The 24,034-nt window shown below is 43.5% G+C and carries 11 protein-coding genes; 1 reads left to right on the forward strand and 10 read right to left on the reverse strand.

From position 1 onward, the window contains the following. Positions 1 to 169: 169 nt before the first annotated feature. From V7K53_RS00005 to V7K53_RS00050, 10 genes are all read right to left on the reverse strand, one after another. A complete protein-coding gene (locus V7K53_RS00005; RefSeq protein ID WP_335195731.1) occupies positions 170 to 2,728 on the reverse strand; it encodes a CHAT domain-containing protein in 2,559 nt (852 codons plus the stop codon). A gap of 117 nt (positions 2,729 to 2,845) precedes the next feature. Continuing rightward, positions 2,846 to 6,850, reverse strand: a complete 4,005-nt coding sequence (locus V7K53_RS00010) for a two-partner secretion domain-containing protein (RefSeq protein WP_335195665.1) — start codon at positions 6,848 to 6,850, stop codon at positions 2,846 to 2,848. Positions 6,851 to 6,973: 123 nt separating this feature from the next. Continuing rightward, the gene (locus tag V7K53_RS00015; protein WP_335195666.1) at positions 6,974 to 10,165 is read right to left on the reverse strand and encodes an S-layer family protein; all 3,192 of its coding nucleotides are present in this window, start codon (positions 10,163 to 10,165) and stop codon (positions 6,974 to 6,976) included. A 246-nt stretch (positions 10,166 to 10,411) separates the two neighbouring features. Further along, entirely contained in the window at positions 10,412 to 15,013 is a 4,602-nt protein-coding gene (locus V7K53_RS00020) for a two-partner secretion domain-containing protein (protein ID WP_335195667.1), read from the reverse strand. 200 nt (positions 15,014 to 15,213) lie between these two features. Continuing rightward, positions 15,214 to 16,716, reverse strand: a complete 1,503-nt coding sequence (locus V7K53_RS00025) for an HlyD family efflux transporter periplasmic adaptor subunit (protein WP_335195732.1) — start codon at positions 16,714 to 16,716, stop codon at positions 15,214 to 15,216. A gap of 79 nt (positions 16,717 to 16,795) precedes the next feature. Further along, the gene (locus V7K53_RS00030) at positions 16,796 to 19,015 is read right to left on the reverse strand and encodes a peptidase domain-containing ABC transporter (RefSeq protein ID WP_335195668.1); all 2,220 of its coding nucleotides are present in this window, start codon (positions 19,013 to 19,015) and stop codon (positions 16,796 to 16,798) included. Positions 19,016 to 19,232: 217 nt separating this feature from the next. Continuing rightward, on the reverse strand, positions 19,233 to 19,649 hold the full coding sequence (locus V7K53_RS00035) for a hypothetical protein (protein ID WP_335195669.1): 417 nt from the start codon (positions 19,647 to 19,649) through the stop codon (positions 19,233 to 19,235). A gap of 452 nt (positions 19,650 to 20,101) precedes the next feature. Then, positions 20,102 to 20,338, reverse strand: coding sequence for a hypothetical protein (locus V7K53_RS00040; RefSeq protein ID WP_335195670.1), 237 nt, complete (start codon positions 20,336 to 20,338; stop codon positions 20,102 to 20,104). Positions 20,339 to 20,680: 342 nt separating this feature from the next. Next, on the reverse strand, positions 20,681 to 21,436 hold the full coding sequence (locus V7K53_RS00045) for a peptidylprolyl isomerase (protein ID WP_335195671.1): 756 nt from the start codon (positions 21,434 to 21,436) through the stop codon (positions 20,681 to 20,683). A 166-nt stretch (positions 21,437 to 21,602) separates the two neighbouring features. Next, a complete protein-coding gene (locus V7K53_RS00050) occupies positions 21,603 to 22,349 on the reverse strand; it encodes a pre-peptidase C-terminal domain-containing protein (protein ID WP_335195672.1) in 747 nt (248 codons plus the stop codon). Between the two features lie 459 nt (positions 22,350 to 22,808). Here V7K53_RS00050 and V7K53_RS00055 point away from each other — a divergent pair, with 459 nt between their 5' ends. Further along, positions 22,809 to 24,008 (forward strand): sigma-70 family RNA polymerase sigma factor, encoded by a 1,200-nt coding sequence (locus V7K53_RS00055; protein ID WP_335195673.1) that lies wholly within the window; start codon positions 22,809 to 22,811, stop codon positions 24,006 to 24,008. Positions 24,009 to 24,034: the final 26 nt, after the last annotated feature.

Below are 24,034 nucleotides of genomic sequence, written 5' to 3' on the forward strand. Positions count from 1 at the left end.
AGCACAACGCGCACTCTCCAACCAACTCGATAGAGTTTTTTCTTTCTTTGTATGAAACCACCCTGCTCCCCGCAAGCGGGGAGGGGAGACAAAGCGTAGCTTTGGCGGGGTGGGGTTCTTCGGGTTTAATAAGCAATCAAGCAGACATGATATCAGTGGATAGAATTTGTCAAAGCCAGTTACCAACTAAAACATAAGGTGCCCAGTAACCAGGACGACTGTAATTGGGATAATCTTTTAACAACTTTACTTGGGCACGACGCAAGGCTTCAGCCTTTGTCACCTCATTTTTAACTAACTCACGATAAAATTCACCGATTAAGATCGCAGTAGATTTATCACTGATATGCCATAGTGAAGCCAAGGTACTACGGGCACCGGCTTTCACGGATGCTCCCGCTAGCCCTAGCGTGGCGCGATTGTCACCAGTAGCGGTTTGGCAAGCACTTAACACCAGCATTTCCAAAGCTTCTGAGCGAGTTTGATCCCGACGGCGCAGTAGGCTATCAAATTGCGTAACGTTGATCGGTCCATCATCTGCAAGTATAAAAGTATTCTCAGCATTGGAACTAAATTGACCGTGAGTTGCCAGATGTAACACATTAAATGGTACAGTATTTACCTTACTCTCTAGGTTTTTGCTGTTGAAGTCTCGATCTAGTAACTGGGTGGTAGAGGCGATCGCTTGGGAAATAGAGTCGAATTCTGATTTAATTTCTGGTAGCGGTGGAAACTGCTGTTGAAAGCCTTGTGGTGGTTGCACTAACCCGGCAGCTAGTACATTGAGTTTTGTTTGTGTCAAGGGTTTGAGTGCGAGTAACTGGAGTCCTAAGCTGAGTGCTACAGAGTATTTTTCTACCAGATATTGCTGACCGTCATACAATATGGCCATTGGCACATTTCGTAATATTCCATCCAGTACAAATACAAGGGTTTTGACACCACTATCTTTTAAATCTGACTCAATTTCTTTGATTAACCACCCATAGACTTCCTGTGATAACGCTTGCACTTCCTCATTCCGATCGGGTTCTAATAGATACTCTCTGAGTTTTTTTATAGTACCTTCTACCTCATTCTGGGGCTTATTTACTGTATAATTACGCAGTGGTTGTTTAGGAATTTTGACAATCACTTGCAGTTGATCGGGCAGAATAATTGGATAAATAATTGCGGCTGTGGGATTATCTTTATCTACCACTGTGTCAAGCAAAACAGTTTTGGCATTAATGCAAGCTTCTCGGAAAAAGTCGTCTAATTCGGCTAGTTGCAGTGCTTCAATCCTCTGTCTAGCTTTGTCTAGGGTTGATTCGCTCGGATGAGTTTGCTGAAACTGCAACAATAATTCTACAGACTCTCGATATACAGGTTCTACACTTTCTTTAAAGGAAAACTGGACATCTCGATTCACAGCCACTAAGTCACTACGGAGAGTCTGCAACTCACCGATCGCAGTATCATAGCTGGCAATAGCGCCCTCAATCTCTTTTTGCTGTTTTAACAAGCGTCCTAACTGCCAATGCCAACGATAAGCGATATCTGGGGCATTGATTGTTTGGGCTATGTTCAGTGCCTGTTGAGTGAGGTTCTGGGCTATTGACCATTGTTTAGTTTGTTCGTATACACTGCCCAGAGTCCCAAGGGTAAAGCTCTCGGCTCGTTTATCTGCTAAATCTTCAGCTTGTTGCAAGGCTCGCGCGCAGATTTGAGCGATCGCTTCGGGTGTAGTCCCGAATTTCATTAAGCTTTGAGCTAGATTAATCTGTGCATAAATAGTTGTTACAGAAGCAGGTAGTTGTGTCAGTTGAGTTTGGATTTGCGGCAATAATGTCTGCACGGCGGCTGTTTGTCCCGTGTTCACTAGTAAATTCAACTGATTAACTTGAGCCTGAACTTTGCTAATCGAGTTAGGAGCGATCGCAGCAGCTTGCTGATAGAACTCTATTGCACCCTTAAAATCCTGCTGTACTTGTGCCGTGTTGCCTAAACTGAATAAAGCCGCGCTGACATCTTGGGGAGAATCCAATTTTTGGGCAATTGACAAACTTTGCTGTAATACCTGACGGGATTGATTCAAATCTCCGGCTAATTGCAGAGCATTCCCAAAAGACCGTAATTCTACTGCTTTACTGACTGAATTAGGTTTTGATTGTAACTCCTGTTGCAATTGAGTCAAGATTGTCAAACCCCGACGGTAAAATCCCAAAACTTGCCATGCTTGAGCTTGATTGATGCGATCGCGGATCGTACCATTGCGATCGCCTAATTGCTTATAGTTCGCTTGGGCACGTTGCCAGGTGTTGAGTGCCTGTTCAGCTTGTCCTAAGTCTAGTTGAATACTACCTTGAATATCTTGGATTGGAGCCAAAACCTGAAGATTTTGGGAATTAGAAGATTTTTCGAGCAACTTCAAGCTATCTGTAATTGCTTGTTGTGCTGGTGGTAAATTACCCAGTTTTTGATATGCCAACGCCAAATTACTTAATGCTACAGCTTGCTGCAATTCATTGCCTTGGCTGCCAAAACTTTTAACTGCTTGTTGTAAAACTTTAACCGCTTCTGCAAATTGTCCTGCCTCATACAGCACTTTACCCTGTTGCAGCAAGTCTTGTGTTTGTGCAGTCGGATTTTGGATTGACACCCCAATTGCGATATGTTGTGTCTCTAAAGTTGCAGCAACAGGAAAAGCAGTAACGCATAAAAAAGCTGTCACCAAAACCAAGAGCATGAAAACAGGCAAGTTATGGATTTTAAAATTACATCCATTACATATCCGTTGCCACTGATTATTTTTATGACTCTTGAGTTTCATCGTAATTCCTCCCCCGACTTTCGGAATAACGAATCATTGACTACAGGACATGGCAGAAGGACTAAAAGAACTTTGCACAGGTCGAGCCACAAGTATAATATCACCGTTACCATCAACTATCCATCTTTGAGCCTCCACAATCGGATCGGTAGATTTGGTCATAGATGCAGTAGATGATGTATTGGTAACTGTGTGTGTTACTTGTGCGGGCAAATCTACCCAACCAGTAATCACTGCTCGTCCCCGCAACGGTTCATTAGGACTTTGGGGTAGTCCACCGCGTCCTGTAGCGATAAAACGACTAGCGTTTTGTCCTCTTCTGGGTGTGCAATCTTGGGCAATTTGTTGGGATGCATCCACGAGGTTAGAGGGTAGTTGAATTAAGCCACGACTGGGGTCAGTATCAGGTGTGTTGAGATTTATCTCACCATTTAAGGAAGGGTTGGTTTGGGAGATGGCAGTGATATCACTTGTTGGTAACTGATTAGGATTTAGCTTTTTCGGGTCGGTTGTTTGCAACTGCTGCTCAAGCTCTTCCCGACTGCGCGGCTGTAGCCCAAAGATGCCAGTAGAGTTGATAATAACTTTCCCGCCGCTACCCTCGAAAGCGTTGGCAGTGATATCGCTATTTTCATTGGGGACGGCAACGACAAAGCCTCGGTAATTTGGGAGGTTATTGATAATGATATTACCGCCATCACCACCACCTTGTGTAGTGCCCGCAGTAGTGGAGATTTGACTGTCTCGACGCAAGAGTAATAAGTCCCGCACATTCAAGTCGATACTGCCGCCATTGCCTGAGGCAGTCGTAGCTTGAATACTGCCTTTATTGTTAAGAAAAATCAAACTGGCTGTAACTCCTATATCACCTGCTGTCCCCTGTCCAATGTTGCTAGCAGTTAGTTGAGCTTCATCCTTCACAGACAGCGATTCAGTAATAATAGTAATATTGCCACCCTTGCCAACTGCTCCAGGTAACACTCTACTGAAGATACCTGTATTACTTCCACTTAAAGAGACGCGATCGCTTGCATTAATGTTGACACTACCCGCATTACCTTGTCCCTCAGTAGTGGTAGTTAATCTTGCTCCATCGGCGATCGATAGTGACCCCGTGGTGACGGTAATGTCCCCAGCATTACCCGATGCTCCAGGGTAAACTACGGTGGCGACATTCGCATTGTTTGTCAAGGAAAAGCGCTCTTTAGCTTTAATCGTCACACTGCCTGCATTTCCTTGCCCAAAGGTACTAGCAGACAATAAAGCGTCTTTGCCGAAGGAGACGGTATTGCGAGCCTCAATCCTCACATTTCCTGCACCTTCTTGTCCTGTAGTACTGACTGTTAGGAAAGCCCCATCTGTTGCAGACAGCGATCCGGTAGTAATAATGATATCCCCACTCTTGCCCGCTAGTCCAGATGCTAAGTTGCTGAATATACTACTGGAATATCCATTACTACCTATTCCACTGAAATAAACAGCATCACGGGCGTTAATTGTGACGCTGCCTGCATTCCCTTGACCTTCAGCGATGCTCACTAATCTAGCTCCATTAGTGATATATAGTGAGTCAGTATTAATAGTGATGTCCCCAGCGTTGCCCTCTGCTCCTTTTTGAACTGCGGTGATAGCAGCACTGCTACGCTGCCCGTCATCACTGACTCCTTCAAAAGAGACTGTATCATGGGCGTTTATCGTTATACTGCCAGCATCCCCTCGTCCTTGAGTGTTTGCGAGTATTCGTGCCCCATTGGTAACAGAAACAGCCCTGGCAGTGATAGTCACATTCCCACCCTTGCCTTTTTCTGCTCCAGGTCTGACTGCGCTAGAAGCAACGCTGTCTACTCCATCAAAAGAGACTGTATCACGGGCGTTTATCGTTATACTGCCAGCATCCCCTCCTCCTTGAGTGTTTGCGACTATTTGTGCCCCATTGGTAACAGAAACAGCCCTGGCAGTGATAGTCACATTCCCAGTCACATTCCCACCCTTGCCTTCTTCTGCTCCAGGTCTGACTGCGCTAGAAACAACGCTGTTTACTCCATCAAAAGAGACACGATCCTGAGCCTTAATCGTCACATTGCCTGCATTCCCACGCCCAAGAACGTCCGCACTCAATTGAGCACTATTAGTGACAAACAGCGAGCCATTGGTAGTAATATTGACTTTCCCAGCATTACCTTCGCCGGGTTTTTCGACTCTGCTGAAAGCACCTGTATCTCTGCCATCAAAAGAGATTCGATTACGAGCGTCAATACTGATATTGCCTGCATCGCCTTTGAAGAAGGTACTTGTACTCAGTTGAGCGTTATTGGTGACAGATAGCGTTCCGGTAATGATGGTAACATTCCCACCATTACCCCTATTTGTCACATTACTGAAAACACCTGTACCACGACCATCAAGTGAGACAGTATCACGGGCATCAATCAACACATTACCTGCATTTCCTAGACCAGAGGTACTAGCGGTTAATCTAGCGCCATTACTTGCCAATAGTGACTTAGTTGCCACACTAATGCTGCCTCCATTACCAACAGATCCACGTAAGACCTCATTAAATACTCCACTGAAAAAGTTATTACCTTCTACTCCATCCAAGACGATATTATTTCTAGCATCAATAAAGATATTGCCTGTATCTCCTCGGTCACGAGTGCTAGCAGACACTCGAGCGCCATTGGTTAGGGAGAGTGACCCAGTTGTTACACTAATGTTACCACCGTTGCCCGAATTCAATCGAGCGCCATTAGTTAAAGCCAGCGATCCACTTGTAATACTGATAGTGCTTCCTTTTCCTGTTGCACCTGGTTCTACAGCACTAAATGCACCACTAGAAAAACCATTATTATCCACTCCATCAAAAGAGATATCTTCAGCTTGAATGGAAATATTACCTGCATTCCCTTGTCCAAAAACGCTGGCAGACAATTGGGTGCCATCAGTTAAAAATAGTGAATCTGCGATGATGTTAAGGTTGCCAGCACTACCTTTACCATTAGAGTTTACGATATTTAAAATTCTGCTAGCCTGCCCACCTCGAATCGTGCCTGTGGCATTCAGCGTTAAATCTCCTGCCTGACTACTTGCAGAACCTAACCCTGGTGCTATTCCAGCTAGTAGCCAACTTGCTCCCAAAACCTCTATGTTTCGGGCGTTGATGGCGATACTTCCCCCCTTGTCAGCAGAGACATTTACGTTGGCTCCGTCGCTCAGTGATACATCTGCCCATGCTATATCTTCAGGAAGATTCAAACTCAAATTACTACCATCTATATTATTTAAATTAACTGTTCCTGCACCCGCCAATCCTCCTAACTCAACCCTCCCACCAAAAGCATTTAACCTTCCACCATCCATGCTGATGTTGCCACCCACTAGCAGCAAACTTCGACCATCTACTACACGTAGACCAAAGACATTAAAGCCGGACTGATTTAATCCTGCTGGTGCGACTGAGTTATTTTGAATCGGCGCAGCAGCAATTTGATTGAATAGAAAAGCTGAAGGATTGACTGTCAATAATGCAGGACTATTTGGATTGTCAGCACTGAAAAAACTTTGATTGCTAAACTGTATCGCATTGGCAGTAGTCGCCACAAAAGAACCACCAATGTTCAGTGAGGCATTTTTACCAAAAATAATCCCCGACGGATTAATCAGAAATAGGTTAGCTATACCATTAGTGCGAATTAACCCATCAATGTTAGAAACTGACTTACCCGTTACCCTGCTAATGATATTCTGAATGTCAAGAGCATTATTAAAGAAAGCAGTGCTTCCAGTGGGAACGGAAAACTCCCCAAAGCTGTGGAACAAATTGCCACCCGCTCTGGTTCCTCCTTCAATAATTCTGGTGTTCCCTTCTAGTTTGATGGTGGAATTATTAGGTAGAGTGGCATCGGGAGTAATTTGGGCAGAAGCACAATTTGCCCAAAAAGCTGCGATCGCAATTCCCATCCCCACAGAAACAGCAATTGTTGAATCAAGGTTAGTTTGTATAGTGATTGTGATGATGGGTATTTTAAGCTGTGTCATCGCTTTAGCGATTCGCTTTAATGCTTTGGCCTAATTTTATTCTGCTAAGAGTAATGAAAAGTAATAACTTTTCTGAAGAAATACTTAGATAAATAGAAATTCCTCTCCCATTGGAATAACCAATCATTGACTACAAGACATGGCAGAGGGAATAGAATAACTTTGCCCAGATTGAGCCACAAGCATAATATTACCGTTACCATCAACGATCCATCCTTGAGCCTCCACAATCGGATCGGTAGATTTGGTCATAGATGCAGTAGATGATTTGTCCGTCATGGCTGTTACTTGTGAGGGCAAATCTACCCAACCAGTAATCACTGCTCGTCCTTGCAACGGTTCATTAGGACTTTGGGGTAATCCACCGCGTCCGGTGGCGATAAAACGACTGGCATTTTGTCCTCTTCTGGGAGTGCAACCTTGGGCAATTTGTTGAGATGCATCCACGAGGTTGGAAGGTAGTTGAGTTAAGCCGCGACTAGGGTCAGTATCTGGACTGTTGATAGTTACTTCCCCGCTCACCCCCAATTCCGAACTCGCTGTAATGTCACTGTTTTTGGTTGGGCGTTTTTGCGGGAGAATACCGAAAATACCGTTTGTTGTAATGTCAACTCTACCACCAGTTCCAGAGAAAGCGTTAGCGCTGATATCGTTATTTTCTTTGGGAACAGCGACGATGAAAGGGCTATTAATAGTGATATTACCGCCATCGCCACCGAATTCGCTACTACCGGCAGTGGTAGAAATTTGACTATGATTGCGTAGTAATAATAAGTCTTGCAACTTCAGGGTAATATTACCACCATTCCCGGCTCTGGTTATGGCGGCGATCGCTCCTTGATTATCCAGGCTCAGAGAACGAGCTTGGATCTCGAGGTCGCCTGCCGTCCCCGCTCCGGTACTACTGACAGTGACTTCACCTCCATCCCGAACACTCATCTGCTCAGTTTCAATCTTTAAACTTCCCCCACGACCAGTACCTTCTGGCTTCACCGCAGCGCTGATTTGGCTGTTAAAGTTACCATTTGGTGATTTTCCAACGACTTCCACAGATTTCGACGCATGAATTCGCAATCTACCTGCATTGCCCACTCCAGCAGTTCTAACCGATATTATTGCACCACCTCTCACACTCAAGCGATCGGTTTCGATTGTTACATCGCCACCGTTGCCTCTGGGTGGAATAACTGTTCTTTCATCTGCGTCTACTTCAATACCTGCATTGATCCCTGTAGCAAAGAGGTTATCAACAGGTGTATCAAATACCTCTACTTCAGAAGCACGAATTGTGAGATTACCAGCGTCTCCTTGACCAAAAGTAGCGACTTGCACTCTGCCTCCATGACTGACACTCAAGCGTTTTGTCTCAATGGTCAAGTTGCCACCGCGACCCTCACCTCTAGGGTTTACCTGAGCGAATAAGCCAGCAGGATTTTCAAGATTAGATGTAAACGATTTGATTTTTCCACTGATTTCCACTGACTCGGCAGCGTGAATAGTCAAATTTCCTGCAAACCCTTTACGGTAAACACTGCTTCCCACTTGACTATCAATGATATTCATCGTGACAGTTTCAATATTTATATTGCCAGCATTCCCTTGTGCAAAAGTACTGGCAGATAGTTGTCCTTCTCGGACAATCAACTGATTGGTGTTAATTACCAAATCTCCCGCTGTTCCTGTACTTTGTGTTTGAGTCAACAAGCTACTGGGAAAGGGAAATAGACTATTACTATTAGTGGCAGATCCTATCAGTTTAACTGATTGGGAGGCATTTATCGTCAAACTTCCTCCAGCCCCACTACCGTTAGTTCGAGCTGAAATCGCTGCTCCATCTTGGATTAACAACTGATTGGTATTAATCGCAATCTTTCCTGCGGGTCCTGTGCCATAGGCGTTAGAACTTATTTTGCTAGGATACCATCTATTTGGAAACTGTGGCAGAATCGCAGTACCGATTAGCTGCACTGATTCGGCATTTACTGTTATACTGCCTCCAACCCCTTTACCTTCGTTATCAGTTGTGATTCCGGCTCCGTTTTGGATGAGTAACTGTCTAGCGTTAATCGTGATGTCTCCGGCGTCTCCCACTTCATTAGATGCAGCAAATATACCAGTAGAGCCTAAATTGGGATTATCTGGAATACCGATTAGTTGCACTAATTCTGAGGCATTCACGGTCAAATTTCCTGCCACACCTGCATTTGTTGTACTAGATGAAATCTTGCCTCCTGCTAAGATTTGTAACTGTCTGGTGTTAATTGTCAGGTCTCCTGCATCTCCTGTCCCAGAACTTTCAGCAAATAAACCACTGCGAATTCCAGTAGGTGATTCTCCAACGACTTGCACTGATTCGGAAGCATTTACACTCAATCCTTTTCCAGGTAATGCTCCTAAAGTGCTGGCTTCAATCTGGGAACCTCCATTGACTGTAACTCGTTTACCCCACATCTGAATAGCGCCGCCACCTTCGCCACTGGTACTCACTAAGGCTTGATTACTGAGTGAGATATCGGCTTTAGCTACACTATCAGGAACAATCAAACTCAAATTATTACCATCCACATTCAGTCCGACTGTCCCCTCACCTGCAATTCCTGCCAATTCCACTCGCCCACCCGGAGCATTCAATTTACCTTCGTTGATGGCAATTTCTCCACCCACTAATAGTAAACTCTGACCATCTGGTACTCGTAGACCAAAGATATTATCTCCTGCTGGTGCAATTGACCTGTTTTCAATTCTGCCAGCCTGAAGTTGATTGAATAGCAAAGCCGAAGGATTAACTGTTAGTAATGAGGAAGGAGTCTGAGGATTAGTTGCACTAAATTCCAACCCATTGCCAAACACAAAAGAATTCGCCGTACTCGCTACAAAGGAACCCGCCACATCTAAGCGTGCATTATTCCCAAATAAAATCCCATTGGGATTGATCAAAAACAAATTTGCGCCACCATCCACCCCCAATGTGCCGAGAATATTGGAGATATTACTTGCCGTCACCCGTGTGATAATATTGGAAATTCCTGTGGGATTGGAAAAATAAACACGCTGCAACTCACCCACATTGAATTCCTGGAAACTATGGAACAGGTTTGCACCGCGAATTGCTCCACCATCAATGCGGTCAGCTGGAAATCCTTTAATATTGACATTAGGAGTGATTATTGAAGAGTTATTATCCAATGTTCCATCAGGCGTAATCTGGGCTAAGGCGTGATTCTCAGAACAAAATATGCCGTGAGCAAGCACTCCAATAATGCTAATAGCTTCTAATAAATCTGAGTGCCAATTCCTATCTTTACAGGTTGTCATATCACAACCAGCCTCGCTTGCTCATTTCCTACCTGTGAATATGCAATTTTCTTACGCCACAGCTTTGAGCCACATCTTCAAGGGTTTTCAGCTAGCCGTCTTAATCAATTTTTCTACAATTAATTTCAGCAGATATTTGAACTAGATCGGAGTAAACTTTTTAAAACTTAAAATTAGGTAATGCATCTGATTGTTTCGATCGCTCTTGGGTTTCATCGGAATTCCTCGCCCAATTGGAGTAACGAATTATTGACTACAGGAAATAGCAGAGGGAATAGAAGAACTTTGTGCATATTGAGCCACAAGAATAACATCACCCTTAGCATCGACAATCCATCCTTGAGCCTCCACAATCGGATCGGTAGATTTGGTCATAGATGCAGTAGATGATTTGTCCGTCATGGCTGTTGCTTGCGGTGGCAAATCTACCCAACCAGTAATCACTGCTCGTCCTCGCAAAGGTTCATTAGGACTTTGGGGTAATCCACCGCGTCCTGTAGAGATAAAACGACTGGCGTTTTGTCGTCCTCTGGGAGTGCAACCTTGAGCGATTTGTTGCGATGCATCTACGAGGTTAGAAGGTAATTGAATTAAGCCGCGACTAGGGTCAGTATCTGGACTGTTGATAGTTACCTGCCCACTCACTCCCAATTCCGAACTCGCTGTAATGTCGCTCTTTTCGGTTGGGCTTTTTTGCGGGACAACACCGAAAATACCGTTTGTTGTAATGTCAACTTTACCACCTTGACCAGTGAAGGCATTAGCAGTAATGTCGCTATTTTCTTGGGGGACGGCGACAATGAAAGGGGTATTGATGGTGATGTTACCGCCATTGCCACCGAATTTACGATTCCCGGCAGTGGTGGAAATTTGACTGTTGCGACGGAGTAGTAGCAGATCCTGCACCGTTAGCGCAATATCTCCACCTTGACCTGTGTTTGCTATTGCCGAGAGGAAAGCCTTATTGTCGAGGGTAAGAGAGCCTGCTTGTACCTGTAAGCTGCCACCCTTTCCGATTCCTTGGCTATCTACGGCGATACCCGCACCATCTGCGATCGCTAACTGTATGGGGTCAATGAAGATACTACCACCATTTCCACTAGAGCCAGTCGCGGTGTTGGCAAACAACCCTGCTTCTGGGCGAACAGGATCAATTGTAGCCTTGGCTTGCTCCTCACCAAAAACTTTAGCAACAGAGTTAAAGCGATCGCTGAACGTGGAATCACTGCCTGAAATAGTGATGCGGTCTTTAACTTTGACGGCGATGTTACCTGCATCGCCGCTGTTGAAGGCAGTGGTAAGAAATTGCCCACCATTTATTACTTCAAGCACATTAGCATTAACAGTGATATTACCACCCTTGGAGCTGCTTTGGCTGCGGGCGCTCAAAACCGCCCCATCTGATACACGTAAGATACCAGTAGTAACGCCCAGTTCACCACCTTGTCCACTGGCTCCTTTGTTGGTGGTCGTAAACAACCCACTAGAGAATCCGCCTGCACGACCATCTTCAAGGACTGGGAACGAAGCAACTCCAGAGAGTTCAACAAAATCTGTTGCATTGACCAAAATATTTCCTGCATTTCCCCGTCCTTCAGTACTAGCTGCTAGTTCAGCGCCACCCGTTACAAAAAAAGACCGGGATGAGATGTCGATATCACCACCCTTGCCTACTCCTCCACGATTTACAGTAGTGAAGATACCAGTGCCACTATCTGCCAGAGAAACCGAATCTTTAGTTTGCACAAATACGTTACCAGCATTCCCCTGTCCACGAGTACTCGAAATTAGTGCAGCGCCATTGGTCAAAAAGAGTGAGCCAGTGGTAATATCGATCTCGCCACCCTTGCCTACCGCTTCAGAAAATACATTACTGAGGATACCAGTGCCACTGCCTGCTAGATAAACTGAATCTTTCGCTTGGACAAATACGCTACCAGCATTTCCCTGTCCACTAGTACTAGTTTCCAGTTGAACACCATTGGTCAAGGAGAGTGAACCAGCAGTAATATTGATATTGCCACCTTTGCCATTGCCCAAAATTCCTTGATCTGGTACCAATCCCAAACCCAAAAATCCGAAAGCCTCGAAGAACTGGCTAGCTGAGAACCCTCCCACCCCGCTGTAAACGCTGCTTGGTACAGAGATACCACTTATTTCCCCCGCACCGTCCAATAAAACTGCACCATCAGTTTTAATAGTTACGTTTCCTGCATTCCCCTGTCCACCAGTGAAGGTATTCAATTGAGCGCCATTGGTTAGAGAAAATGAACCTGCGGTGATATTAATGTCGCCACCATTGCCAATGCCCACACTTCCTAGAGTTGCTACTGCTATCACCCCGCTGTAAGCTCCGCTACCTCTAGGAAAGCCATTTATTACCCTCGCACCGTCAAAGGAAACTGCACCATCAGCTTTAATCGTCACATTTCCTGCATTCCCCTGTCCAAGAGTGGCAGTAAATAGAGCAGCTTCATCAGTTAAGGAAAGCGAGTCGGCTGTGATATTGATATCGCCCCCCGTTCCTACTCCTATAACATTGCTCCCGATGTAGCTGCCACTCGCAAGGGAGACTCTACCCGATGCCTGTACAAATACGCTGCCTGCATTCCCTTTTCCAAGGATGCTGGTAACTAGAGCAGCTCCATCAGTTAAGGAAAATGTCTTAGCTTTAATATTGATATCGCCACCATTGCCGACTGCTCCACTAGCTACACTGTTGAGCATGTTGCTATTTGTGAGAGAAACCGAGTCCGATGCTTGCACAAAAATACTACCGCCATCCCCCTGTCCATATGTGCTGGCAGACAGGGAAGCGCCATTAGTTAAGGAGAGTGACCCAGCGGTGATATTGATCTCGCCACCATTGCTGCCGACTACTTTTTTTGCTACACCACTGCTGATATAGCTATTGTTTGCAAGAGAGACTCTACCCAAAGCTTGCACAAATATGTTACCGGCATTCCCCTGCCCAGATGTGCTGGCAAACAGCATAGCGCCATCACTTAGAGAAAGCGCCCCAGTAGTAATATTAATATCACCACCATTGCCGACCGCTTCATTTTGTACAGGGCTGCCAATGATGCTATTGATGAGAGAAACCGAGTCAGAGGCTTGCACAAATATGTTACCTGCATTCCCCCGTCCAAGGGTACTAGCAATTAGGTTGCCATCAGTTAAGGAAAGTGTCTTAGCTTTAATATTGATATCGCCACCCAGGCCTTCCGCTTCATTTCCTACAGCACTGAGGATGTTGCTATTTGCGAGTGAAACCGAGTCAGACGCCTGCACAAATATGCTGCCGGCATTCCCCTCTCCATATATACTGGCATCCAGTTTAGCGCTATTGGTTAAAGACAGCGACCCGGCAGTGATATTGATGTCACCCGCATTGCCTATCGATCCGTTGTTCACATAGGTGTAAACTCCACTGACACGTTCGTTATTAACCCCACTAATAGTGACAGCATCACGGACATCAATATTCACATTACCAGCATCGCCACGCCCAGCAGGAAGAGGATCAGAAGTTCCCCGAACGAAGGTTAGCAGTTGAGCGCCATCAGTGAGTGAGAGTGAAGTAGCATTAATGTCGATATTGCCCCCCTTACCCACAGATCCGGCTTCCACCGTGCTAAAGATGTAAGCGTTACCTGCAAGGGAAACAGCATTTTTTGCACCCACTGTCACATTCCCCGCATTCCCCAGTCCATAAGTTGAGGTCACAAGTTGAGCGCCGTCTTGTAATGAGAATGAACCAGAATCGAGAATTATGTTACCCCCATTGCCTTTTGATCCCAAGCGCACGAAATTCCGAATATTGCTCTCAAAACCTGCAATTTTAATTTCTTCCGTAGCTTTGAGGGTAATATCTCCAGCAACACTTTCAGGTGTACCCAAACCTTCCCCAATACCAGCAGATAGCCCACTTCGTCCTAAAATCTCTAAATTGCGGGCATTAACTGCAATATCACCGCCACCAGCCCCAGTCACAAATACACCCGCTTGATTGGTAAGTGATACATCTGCACGAGTCACATTCTCAGGAAACTTCAAGCTGAGATTATCGCCATTAAAAAGAAGATTGACATTTCCAGGTGCTGCTAATCCCCCTAATTCAACTCTCCCACCATAAGCATTTAACTGCCCGCCATCCATGCTGACATTACCGCCCACTAGCAGCAAACTTTTACCATCTTCTACTCGTAAACCAGATGCATTAAAACCTGCGGGATCTATTCCTGCTGGTGCGACTGAGTTGTTTTGAATCGGTGCAGCAGTAATTTGATTAAACAACAATGCTGAAGGATTAACTGTTAGTAATGGGGAAGGAGTCTGAGGATTAGTTGCACTAAATTCCAACCCATTGCTAAACACAAAAGAATTCGCCGTACTCGCTACAAACGAACCCGCCATATCCAGCCGTGCATTCTTCCCAAATAAAATGCCATTGGGATTGATCAAAAACAAATTTGCACCACCATCCACCCCCAAAGTGCCAAGAATACTGGAGATATTACTTCCCGTTACCCTTGTGAGAATATTTTTAATTCCTGTGGGATTGGCAAAATAAACTCGCTGAGATTTTCCGACATTGAATTCCTGGAAACTATGAAACAGGTTTGCACCGCGAGTTGCTCCACCATCAATGCGGTCAGCAGTACTACCTTTAATATTGACATTGCGAGTGACTTTTGAAGAGTTATTACCCAATGTCCCATCAGGGGGAATCTGGGCTAAGGCGTGATTTTCAGAACAAAATATGACATGAGCAAGCACTCCAATAATATTAAACACTCCTAATCCTAATAAATCTGAGCGCCAATTCCTATTTCCACAGATTGCCATATCATAACCAGCCTCGCTTGCTCATTTCATTCCTGTGAATATGCAATCAATCACGCCACGGCTTCGAGCCACATATTCAAGGGTTTTCTGCTAGCCGTACTGATAAATTTTTCTACAATTAATTTCAGCAGATATTTTAATTCGATGAGAGGAAAGTTTTTAAAACTTAAAGTTTAGGTAATGGTTCCCAAAAGAAAAAGTTACAAATCACTAATCAACCTCGCCTTACGGAGGAAGAATTGCAGCACAGTTTCTTCACGGGAAATAATATCAACCCGACCCTCCATACCTAATTGAATGTGACACTGGTTTTTCCCTTTACCTAAAACCAGAGTTTCTGGTTCAATAGTCACTTCATAGAAAGCACCAGGCGCAGTAGCTTTTGGGCTAGTAGTCCCATTCATCGATGTATTTGTGCCATTCTTCTGAGGAGCGATCGCATCTGGAGAAATCGTCTGCACTTGACCATTTAGAGTACCATAATCTGGGTAAGGACAAGCGCTGACTCGCATTTGGACTTTTTGACCAATTTTTAACTTACTTTGATCTTCAGATGCCACTGCTGCCTTCAAAACTTGAGGCGCATCAGAGGGGACAATTTGCAATACTTCCTCGCCAGCACGCACAGTTTGACCTGGGTTTCGCAGATTTAGTTGGGAAATGATACCATCGGCGGTAGCTGCGATCGCAGTTTGAGCTAAATTTATTTTGGCTTGTTTGAGTTCGCTAGTATCACGTTCTAACTGCTTTTCAATTTCAATCCGTTGCTTAACTAAAGCTTGGCGTTCCTTTTCTAATGTTGCTTTGTTGCTTTCCCCTCCGGCTTTTTCTTGAGCGATTCGCTCAGTAGCAACAGTTACTGCTGCATTACTTGGATTTACAGCAACTTGGGCGCGTTGTTTTCTGGCAATCACAGCAGATACCGCTTGTTGTAACCGTTCAATTGTCTGTTTTTGCGCCTCCACTGCTGCTGCTTGCGCCTTTACCGCTTGCTCTTGCTGTCTAGCAGATAATTGTGCTTCTTCCAATTGATCCTGAGATAGCGCCCCTTGGTTGGCTACACTCTCATATCGCTTCTGTTTTGACTGGGCTACACCTAATGCAGCTTCAGCAGCATGGAGATTTGCTTGTGTTGTTTTTAACTGTGCTTCCCCAGCCAGCAATTCTTTTTCAGCAATTTTGACGTTGGCATCAGCTTCTTGAAGTTCGGAAACAGTGGTCAGATTTTTATCTTGATATTCCCGACGGCGGCCGCTCAATTCGGCTTTAGCGCCAGTAATAATCCGGTTAAGACGGTCAGTTTCGGCTTGAATCTGGCTATTAAGGGAACTAATTTGGGCATTGATTTGCACTAGTTGTAACTGAGATTGTTGAATACTAGTTTGCAATTGGCTCTTTTTCGTTTGCAGACGGGAGTCATCGATAGTTGCGATCGCATCTCCTTTTTTGATAAGCTGATTTTCTTTGACATAAATGTGCATAACCTGACCTTCAGTCGCCGCTTGCACAATTCGCAATTCACCCGCCGGACGCACAACCGCCTGTGCTTGGACTGTAACCTTATACTTACAAATTGCAGCAAGTGGCCCAGCTAATCCGAGAACGCAGAGAATAAACATTCCGCCCCATGTTGTCCAACGAGTAATTGGTGGGAGGAATTCGTTTGTTTGAATTGGGGGGAGAAAATTTGTGTTGCTAACCATGATGTCATACCAATTACAAATTAGGTTGCCGAGCGACTTGTACTGAGCGTAGTCGAAGTAAGCCGAGGTACGAATTATCTTAATTAATAGTGGCAGTCTTACCATTATGATGAGCCGGGCAAGATATCAGCGCCAATCCATTATGAGAGGGGAAAATATCATCTAAGAAATCTAAATGTTCGCCAGGTAAAGAGCGCAATTCTTCTGGTGTACCTTGGATTTTTAAGCGTCCTTGTTCTAAAAATACAATTAAATCTGCTCTCTGTATTACCTTGGGGCGGTGACTAATTAAAATAGTCGTTTGATTGTGACGATGAGATAAAAGTCTATCTAATACTTGTCTTTCGCTTACTGGGTCAAGTGCGCCCGTGGATTCATCTAAAATTAAGACTGCTGGCTGAGTAACTATGGCTCTGGCTATGGCTAATCTTTGGCGTTGTCCACCAGAAAGATTTGCCCCAAATTCTCCTAAAACAGTTTGATATTTATCAGGGAGTTTGCTAATAAATTCATCTGCACCTGCAATTTGACAAGCTTTGACAATTTCTTCAAAACTAATATGGGGATAGCTAAAGTTGAAGTTATCAATAATCGAACGACTCCAAAAGTGGGGTTCTTGAGGAACTAATACCACTTGTTGACGCAAACATTCTAAGGATAGGTCTTGCTGATTATAAAAACCATAACGAATATTGCCAGACTCAACTTTATATAAGCCAGTCAGTAATTTTGCCAGGGTACTTTTACCACAGCCAGATTTGCCAATTAAAGCAATAACTTTACCGCCAGGAATAGTTAAGGAAAAATCTTGTAGGAGGTCAACTCTACCTGCGTGATGAAAGTTAAGTTCAGTGCAAGTTATATCTGCATTCCCAGGGATTTGTGCCCAAGGCTTTTTAAAATCATTTTCGGATTCTGGGGTAGCGTCAATAACTTCTGTCATCCGTTGAAGGACTATCTGGGCTGTGATAAACTCATCTACTAAACCAATGGCAGCACCTAAGAAGCCAAGAAAGTTGCCACTCATGCCGTTATATGCCATTAATTGACCGATTGTTAAGGTGCGATTAATGACTAAATAGCTACCCATCCAAAGGATGCCAATACTAATGAAGGTGGAAAGAATGCCAGTAACTGTACTGCTATACAGTCCCAGTTTCATCATACTCCAGCCCAGGTTGGCAAGGCGACCATAATTTCCTTGATATTCTGACCAAGCTTGGGGAGTGGCTTGGGTAGTTTTTAAGACTTGGATGCCGCGAAATGTTTCTACCAAAAAGCCTTGATTTTCTGTACCAGAAATAATCAGATTCCGGGTTTTCTGGCGCATCGCGGGTAAGAAAAGCAGGTTAACACCCGTGACAACTATAAATGCAACTATGGAAGCGAGAGTTAGTTCCCAACTGTAAAAGAGCATAAAACCCAAGGAAATTACAGCAATAAAGAATTGACTGGGTAATCCGAGGACAATTTGGGAAACTAAGTTATTGATAGCTTTGACATCGGCAATGCGGCTGACAACTTCGCCACTGCGTCGTCCTTCAAAGTAGGATAGGGGTAAATGTAAGAGTTTGCGTCCGTATTCTAGGATTAGTCCTAATTGCAATCTTTGACCGAAGTGACCGATAAGGTGAGATTGGACTAAACTAATGGCACTTCTAATTAAGTTCATGGCGATAACGCCAATGGCCACAGTAGTTAGTAGTTGGGTATCACCTCGTACTAAGACATCATCGGTGAGGAGTTGCATCATGAAGGGAGATGCCAAAGAAAGCAGTCCAATGGCGATGTTAATGGCGATCGCTTGGGCGAGAATAGAACGATAAGGCCAAACCCGTTGCAGATATCTTCCCAGTCCGCCAATTTTATCTGATTCTTGTTGATAAAAACGACTGTCATCTGGAGTCAGCAGCAGCATGACGCCATTACCCCAACCCGCCATTAACTCTTGACGGGTAAGATGACGAATACCAACACCAGGGTCGGCGATGACGTATTTTTTGGCTTTTTGCCCGTATAATACGACCCAGTGGTAGCCTTTCCAGTGGATAATTGCTGGTAAGGGAGCTTGATGTAATTGGTCGATTAATTGGGGACTGGCTTTAACTTGGCGAGCATTGAATCCTAGTACTTCTGCACCTCGCTTCAATCCCAGTAAGGATGTTCCTCTAGAACCTGTGCCTACGGCTTCTCGGACGCGGTTGAGGGTAAATGTGCGTCCGTAGTGTTTGGCAATAGTTGCAAGACTTGCAGCACCGCAGTCTTCTTCAGTGTGTTGGAGGACTATTTGGTATTTCATTGTCAAAACGAATGGTAATGGAAAAAGAGAAGTCGGGGAGAAAACCCCGACTAAAGATGATATTTAATTTGTTAAACCTAAACATCTGAGTACTAGGCTATTTCTGGAAAGTCCTACCAATTTGAAAAATGATTGCGATATATGGATTGCCCAAAAGCTTTTACAATCCAAAATCTAAAATCCAAAATGGTACTACTCAGGTCGGTTTGTAATCTCTTCAACTGACTGAGTAAGATACTCTGTATCTAGAACCGCCCCCACTTATAGTAGTTCTTTGTATGCCGTTTGTTGGACCGGAGACGGAAAAACCGCCTAGAGCGTCGTCAGAGTCTGGCCAATCACTATCGAAAAAGCTGATTTCTGCATTTTCAAAAAAGTTAAATTCCCAACCTAGATTTTTACCATCTCCTGCACTCATACCACCGATATCGAGTCTACTGGTTATCTCGTCAACAGTGACGTTAGCATAAACATCATCCTGACTAAAAGTATCTGCACCATCTTTCAGGCAAACTATACTACTTACATAGAGGTTATATCCTCCTTCAATGATAGCCGCTTCTTCTGGCGTTAGGTTAGTGAAAAGTTGTTCCTGAGCAACAACAATAGCGTTAGTAGAAATGATTTTTGACATAACTTTTATCCTCGATCGTAATTTACTAAATACACTTAAGAATTGCAGATTAGGCTACCTTGTTAATTAGGTCGTATAGAGATAATTAAATAGCTTTTAAAAAGTTACATATTTGTGGGATGAATTTGCGGCTGTAACCATCGAAGTTTTGTTCTATATTTGACAAACTTATTCAATTATTCCGCTAGTCCCCAAACTTGCATCTTTCTAAATGAACTTCTCTGCATATCACTCTCTACGATGACTTTTAGTCTTTATGCACTCAGGTCGGAAAAAATTTGAAAAATCTGGCAAATTCTTATGCATGAAAAAATCGGGGCACTTGCCCCGACGTTATATTGTATTCAGCTTTTTAGCCCAGATTTTTGAGTAGTTAGCTCTTTGATCTGAACCGAGATAGGACAATCTAACCTCGAAAATTCAAATCAGTAAATCCACTTGAGAATTGCAGATTAGGCTACCCTATAAAGTTCGATATCATATGGATTGCCAATAGTTGTTGTGTTGTCTTGAAACTCATACACTCCTCCATCGGCCAAATTGTATTTTTTGTATAGCTCGTAGCCATCTCGACCGTCAGCGTCAAATTCAATGATTCCTTCACTGTACGCAGTCCATATACGATCGGAGCCAGGTGCTGGATCGCCTGTTGTTTTACCATCGACAGTGTAGAGAGTATTGTATACCATTTTGTTTTTAACTTCAAAAACTTCGTAACCGTTACTAATTGTTTCAGCAGCTTGTTCGTCAATTTCTTCAATTAAACCAAAAGATTCTAGTACAGCTTGGCGTAAATAAACTAAGTATTAGATAGCCAACACTTTACCCTTGTATGTCCACTTAAAAGGTTTAGCCATTGTTTTATTAAAATAGTCGATAAATCCGAGAATTATAGTTTTGAGGTCATCCTGGCTCTTGAAGCTAGCACGCTTAAGTAATTTCCGAACCAAAATGCTAAACCAAATCTCTATATTTTCTGGAGAGTGACAGAAGAAAGGTACTTGAAAATTTGAATTTTGAATTGGTATGATTCACATCCAGGTTTTTTCTTCCGGTGACAGTTGATTTACTTGCTGTTGAAACCAAGTTTCAAAATTTTCTTGCAGTAATCGTTGACGCATAAAATTGTCAAACTGTGCAGTTATAAACTTTTCCACACGTAAAATTACCCATGATTCTCCAAAGGGTACGGGTGGTTGAACTATACCCACTTGCCTTGTGCAAAGTAACTGAGCAAAATTGGGAGTAATAGTACCAAGTTCTACTGGGCCGACGATGCCGCCTGTATCAGCTTCTGTCCCTCGAGAATATTCACGCGCTAGTTCAGCAAATGACTGTTCCCCTTCTGTAATTCGGAAAAATAGTTCGTTGGCAGTTTCTCTGTTTTCAGTCCGAATTAAAGAATAAATGACTCGATCAAAATGTCTTTTATATTTGAGAAAGTAAGATTCTAGTTGATGTCCCCAAGTTATTTGCTTGAACTTTTCAACTCTGAGCTTTCGGGTTGCGAAAAGTTCTAATTGCTCTTGAGTCAGACAATAACGCGAACACCAATCTTGGATTTTTTGCTCGCTTGTTAAATCCCAATGCTGATAAAATTGCTCTAGAGCATGAGATGTTTCTGCTTGTGTGCAGGTGATTGGTGCGATCGCAGATTCGATAATGCTCTGAGATAACAATTGCCCAATCAGGTTGTAACTAGCCAAAAATGGGATAATTTCTTTAGGTAAGACCGAGATGCAGCTATGCTCGTCGTAGACATTACCTATTTGTAAAGCTTTAGTCATATTTCAAGACTATTTTGTTGAAATATTTGATAAGTGCAGCGATCATTTTTGGAATAAAGCGGCAAAGTTCAAGTATGATTCTCTGCCGCTTGCACTATTTACGTACACTTGAGAGCATTACCTTACAATGCTTTCAATTACCGCCGATCACTTCTAATGCCTAAACTTAAGCATCAGTGGTGGTAAATTGGTCAAAAGTTAAGGTGTAAGCAGTCTGTATACTACTAAATTGATTGACCTGCAAGAAGTAATTACCAGAAAGATTAGTGTTGGAAATTACTTCCGATGTAATACCACCACTAGTAGAACGTGCAACTTCCTCACCTGCATCAACAATACGATTGTTGTTATAGTCCGCAATCAGTCGGATGTCAGCATCACTTTGGAGTCCGCTCAGTGTAATGTCGACACCCTCAAATAATCCCAGAGAGAATTCGTAAGTATCTGTGGTGTTGGTATTACTTATTGTCCCAAAGCGGGTAACATCAGCTGACAAGTCACCAAGTGCAAACTCTCTAGGCAAAAGATTGCTGAAACCACTTGTCGAATTGGGTGTAGTTGCAGACAAGGCCAAATTGTAACTTACATCGCCTGATGAACTGCTAAAGCGACGGACTTCGGCAAAATAAGTACCTGCGTCTGCTCGACGATTAAGGAAGTCATCTGCGTTGCTCCCCCTACTGGAAGAATCAACTAGTTGGTCGCCTGTATCAAAGAAACCGTTACCGTTATCTTGATAAAGGCGCAAATCGGCATCATCACCAGCACTGATATCTGTCAGAGACAAATTTATGTTTTGGGTAGTGTCAATTCTGAACTCAAAGACATCAGTGGCATCTAAAACATTTAAATTAAAGTCATTGCGGGTAACAGGGGTAGCAGGCAGAACACCGATATTATCGTAGACAGTCATTTTTGACTCCTTTTGTTGTTGATGTTGGTTAAGTTAAACTCAGCAGATGTAATTTTTTGTCTGAATTCCAGCAGCAAATTACCTGCAATTCAATTCCAGGATTTGAGAACATGACAACCTAAAGTGAGTTTTTCTCTCTTTGTTAATTAGGTGATGCAGAGATAATTAGGTAACTTTTAAGAAGTTGCATATTTGTGGGATGAATTTGTGCTTATAACCATCGAATTTTTGTTCTGTATTTAACGAACTTATTCAATGATTCCGCTAGTCCCCAAAGAAAGCATCTTTTTAAATGAACTTCTCTGCATATCACTCTCTACGATGACTTTTAGTCTTTATGCACTGAGATCGGAAAATTTTTGAAAAATCTGTAAAATCCTTACGCAGTAAGGAATTAGCTTTTGGCTATATTGTTGTATAATTGAAATCAGCTATGTTTCAAACAGCGGCGAGTGTTCCATGCAACCCCGACAGGGCATTGTTGAAATCTTTTCTACCTTTGTGCAATTTGATGTAGACCAGTTTAGTGGTTGGGCAACAGATGCCAAACTGCGACGCAGTATGAAAGTTTGCCTGGAGTCGTCAATTGAGAAATCAGATACCTTTTGGGCGCTTTACTGGTATAGAGTTTGGCAGACTCAATCTAGTGCTGTGGCACTTGCACATATTTCTGCTTATTTACAAGAGGTGTGCTACTGGACTGCCAGAAAATTCGCCCTCAACTTTCCTACACAGTCGTCTGTAGCCGATTGTTTTCAGATGGCGATCGCTAATACTAACAAAATCCTCAAAAATTTCAATCCTCAATACAGTTCGCATTTAAAATCCTATGCACAATTAACTTTTGAATCGATTATCAAAGATGCAGTGCGCTTACAGCGGGAAGCAGACATTTGCTCAGACTGGGCTTTATTGCATAAACTCAGTCGGAAACGACTAGTGCAGTCATTACAAAATGCCGGATTTAACGCCCAAAGCATCGAAAGTCATGTTTTAGCCTGGGAATGCTTTAAGGAACTCTACACGGGTGACAATACAAAAATTCGTCAGCTTCCCAAGCCAGATGCTCTGACTTGGGAGGCTATTAGTCATCTTTATAATGCAGAACGTTTCAGCCGATTGAGTTCGCCCACTGCCGCAGTCAATCAGCAAACCATAGAAACCTGGGTATTATCTGCTGCTAAAGCTGCCCGTACTTTCCTCTATCCTAAGTTTGTTTCCGCAGACGCTCCCCTCAAAGAAGATGATGGTAATTTATTAGATATATTGCCTGTAGATTTGCAAACATCTTTACTAACGGAAATTATTGAGCAGGAAGAAGCTGTGAATATGCGATCGCAGCAAGCTCAGTTAAACCAAGTTTTGTCCCAAGCGATCGCTGCACTCGATGCTGAGTCCCAAAAAGTACTACAAGCTTACTACGTTCAACAACTGACTCAACAAGAAATTGCTGCCCAGTTAAAAATTAAGCAATATACTGTTTCCCGTCGCCTGAGCAGCATTAAAAAGTCATTGCTCCTAACTCTCACGCAATGGAGTCAAAACACCTTGCATATTTCCCCGAAATCCGACGTAGTAGATGCCATAAACACAAGTTTAGAGGAATGGCTCAAAGTCCAATATAGCCATACCCAAATTCAATCAGTAGACAAGAAATAATTTTGTCTCTTCCCTCTCCCTAATAT

It is taken from the genome of Nostoc sp., from assembly GCF_036917355.1.
Lineage (GTDB): Bacteria > Cyanobacteriota > Cyanobacteriia > Cyanobacteriales > Nostocaceae > Nostoc.

Excerpts from the sequence above, each read along its gene's own strand:
- V7K53_RS00005 (WP_335195731.1), bottom strand. The coding sequence starts at position 2,728 with ATGCTCTTGGTTTTGGTGACAGCTTTTTTATGCGTTACTGCTTTTCCT.
- V7K53_RS00010 (WP_335195665.1), bottom strand. The coding sequence starts at position 6,850 with ATGACACAGCTTAAAATACCCATCATCACAATCACTATACAAACTAAC.
- V7K53_RS00015 (WP_335195666.1), bottom strand. The coding sequence starts at position 10,165 with ATGACAACCTGTAAAGATAGGAATTGGCACTCAGATTTATTAGAAGCT.
- V7K53_RS00020 (WP_335195667.1), bottom strand. The coding sequence starts at position 15,013 with ATGGCAATCTGTGGAAATAGGAATTGGCGCTCAGATTTATTAGGATTA.
- V7K53_RS00025 (WP_335195732.1), bottom strand. The coding sequence starts at position 16,716 with ATGGTTAGCAACACAAATTTTCTCCCCCCAATTCAAACAAACGAATTC.
- V7K53_RS00030 (WP_335195668.1), bottom strand. The coding sequence starts at position 19,015 with ATGAAATACCAAATAGTCCTCCAACACACTGAAGAAGACTGCGGTGCT.
- V7K53_RS00035 (WP_335195669.1), bottom strand. The coding sequence starts at position 19,649 with ATGTCAAAAATCATTTCTACTAACGCTATTGTTGTTGCTCAGGAACAA.
- V7K53_RS00040 (WP_335195670.1), bottom strand. The coding sequence starts at position 20,338 with ATGGTATACAATACTCTCTACACTGTCGATGGTAAAACAACAGGCGAT.
- V7K53_RS00045 (WP_335195671.1), bottom strand. The coding sequence starts at position 21,436 with ATGACTAAAGCTTTACAAATAGGTAATGTCTACGACGAGCATAGCTGC.
- V7K53_RS00050 (WP_335195672.1), bottom strand. The coding sequence starts at position 22,349 with ATGACTGTCTACGATAATATCGGTGTTCTGCCTGCTACCCCTGTTACC.
- V7K53_RS00055 (WP_335195673.1), top strand. The coding sequence starts at position 22,809 with ATGCAACCCCGACAGGGCATTGTTGAAATCTTTTCTACCTTTGTGCAA.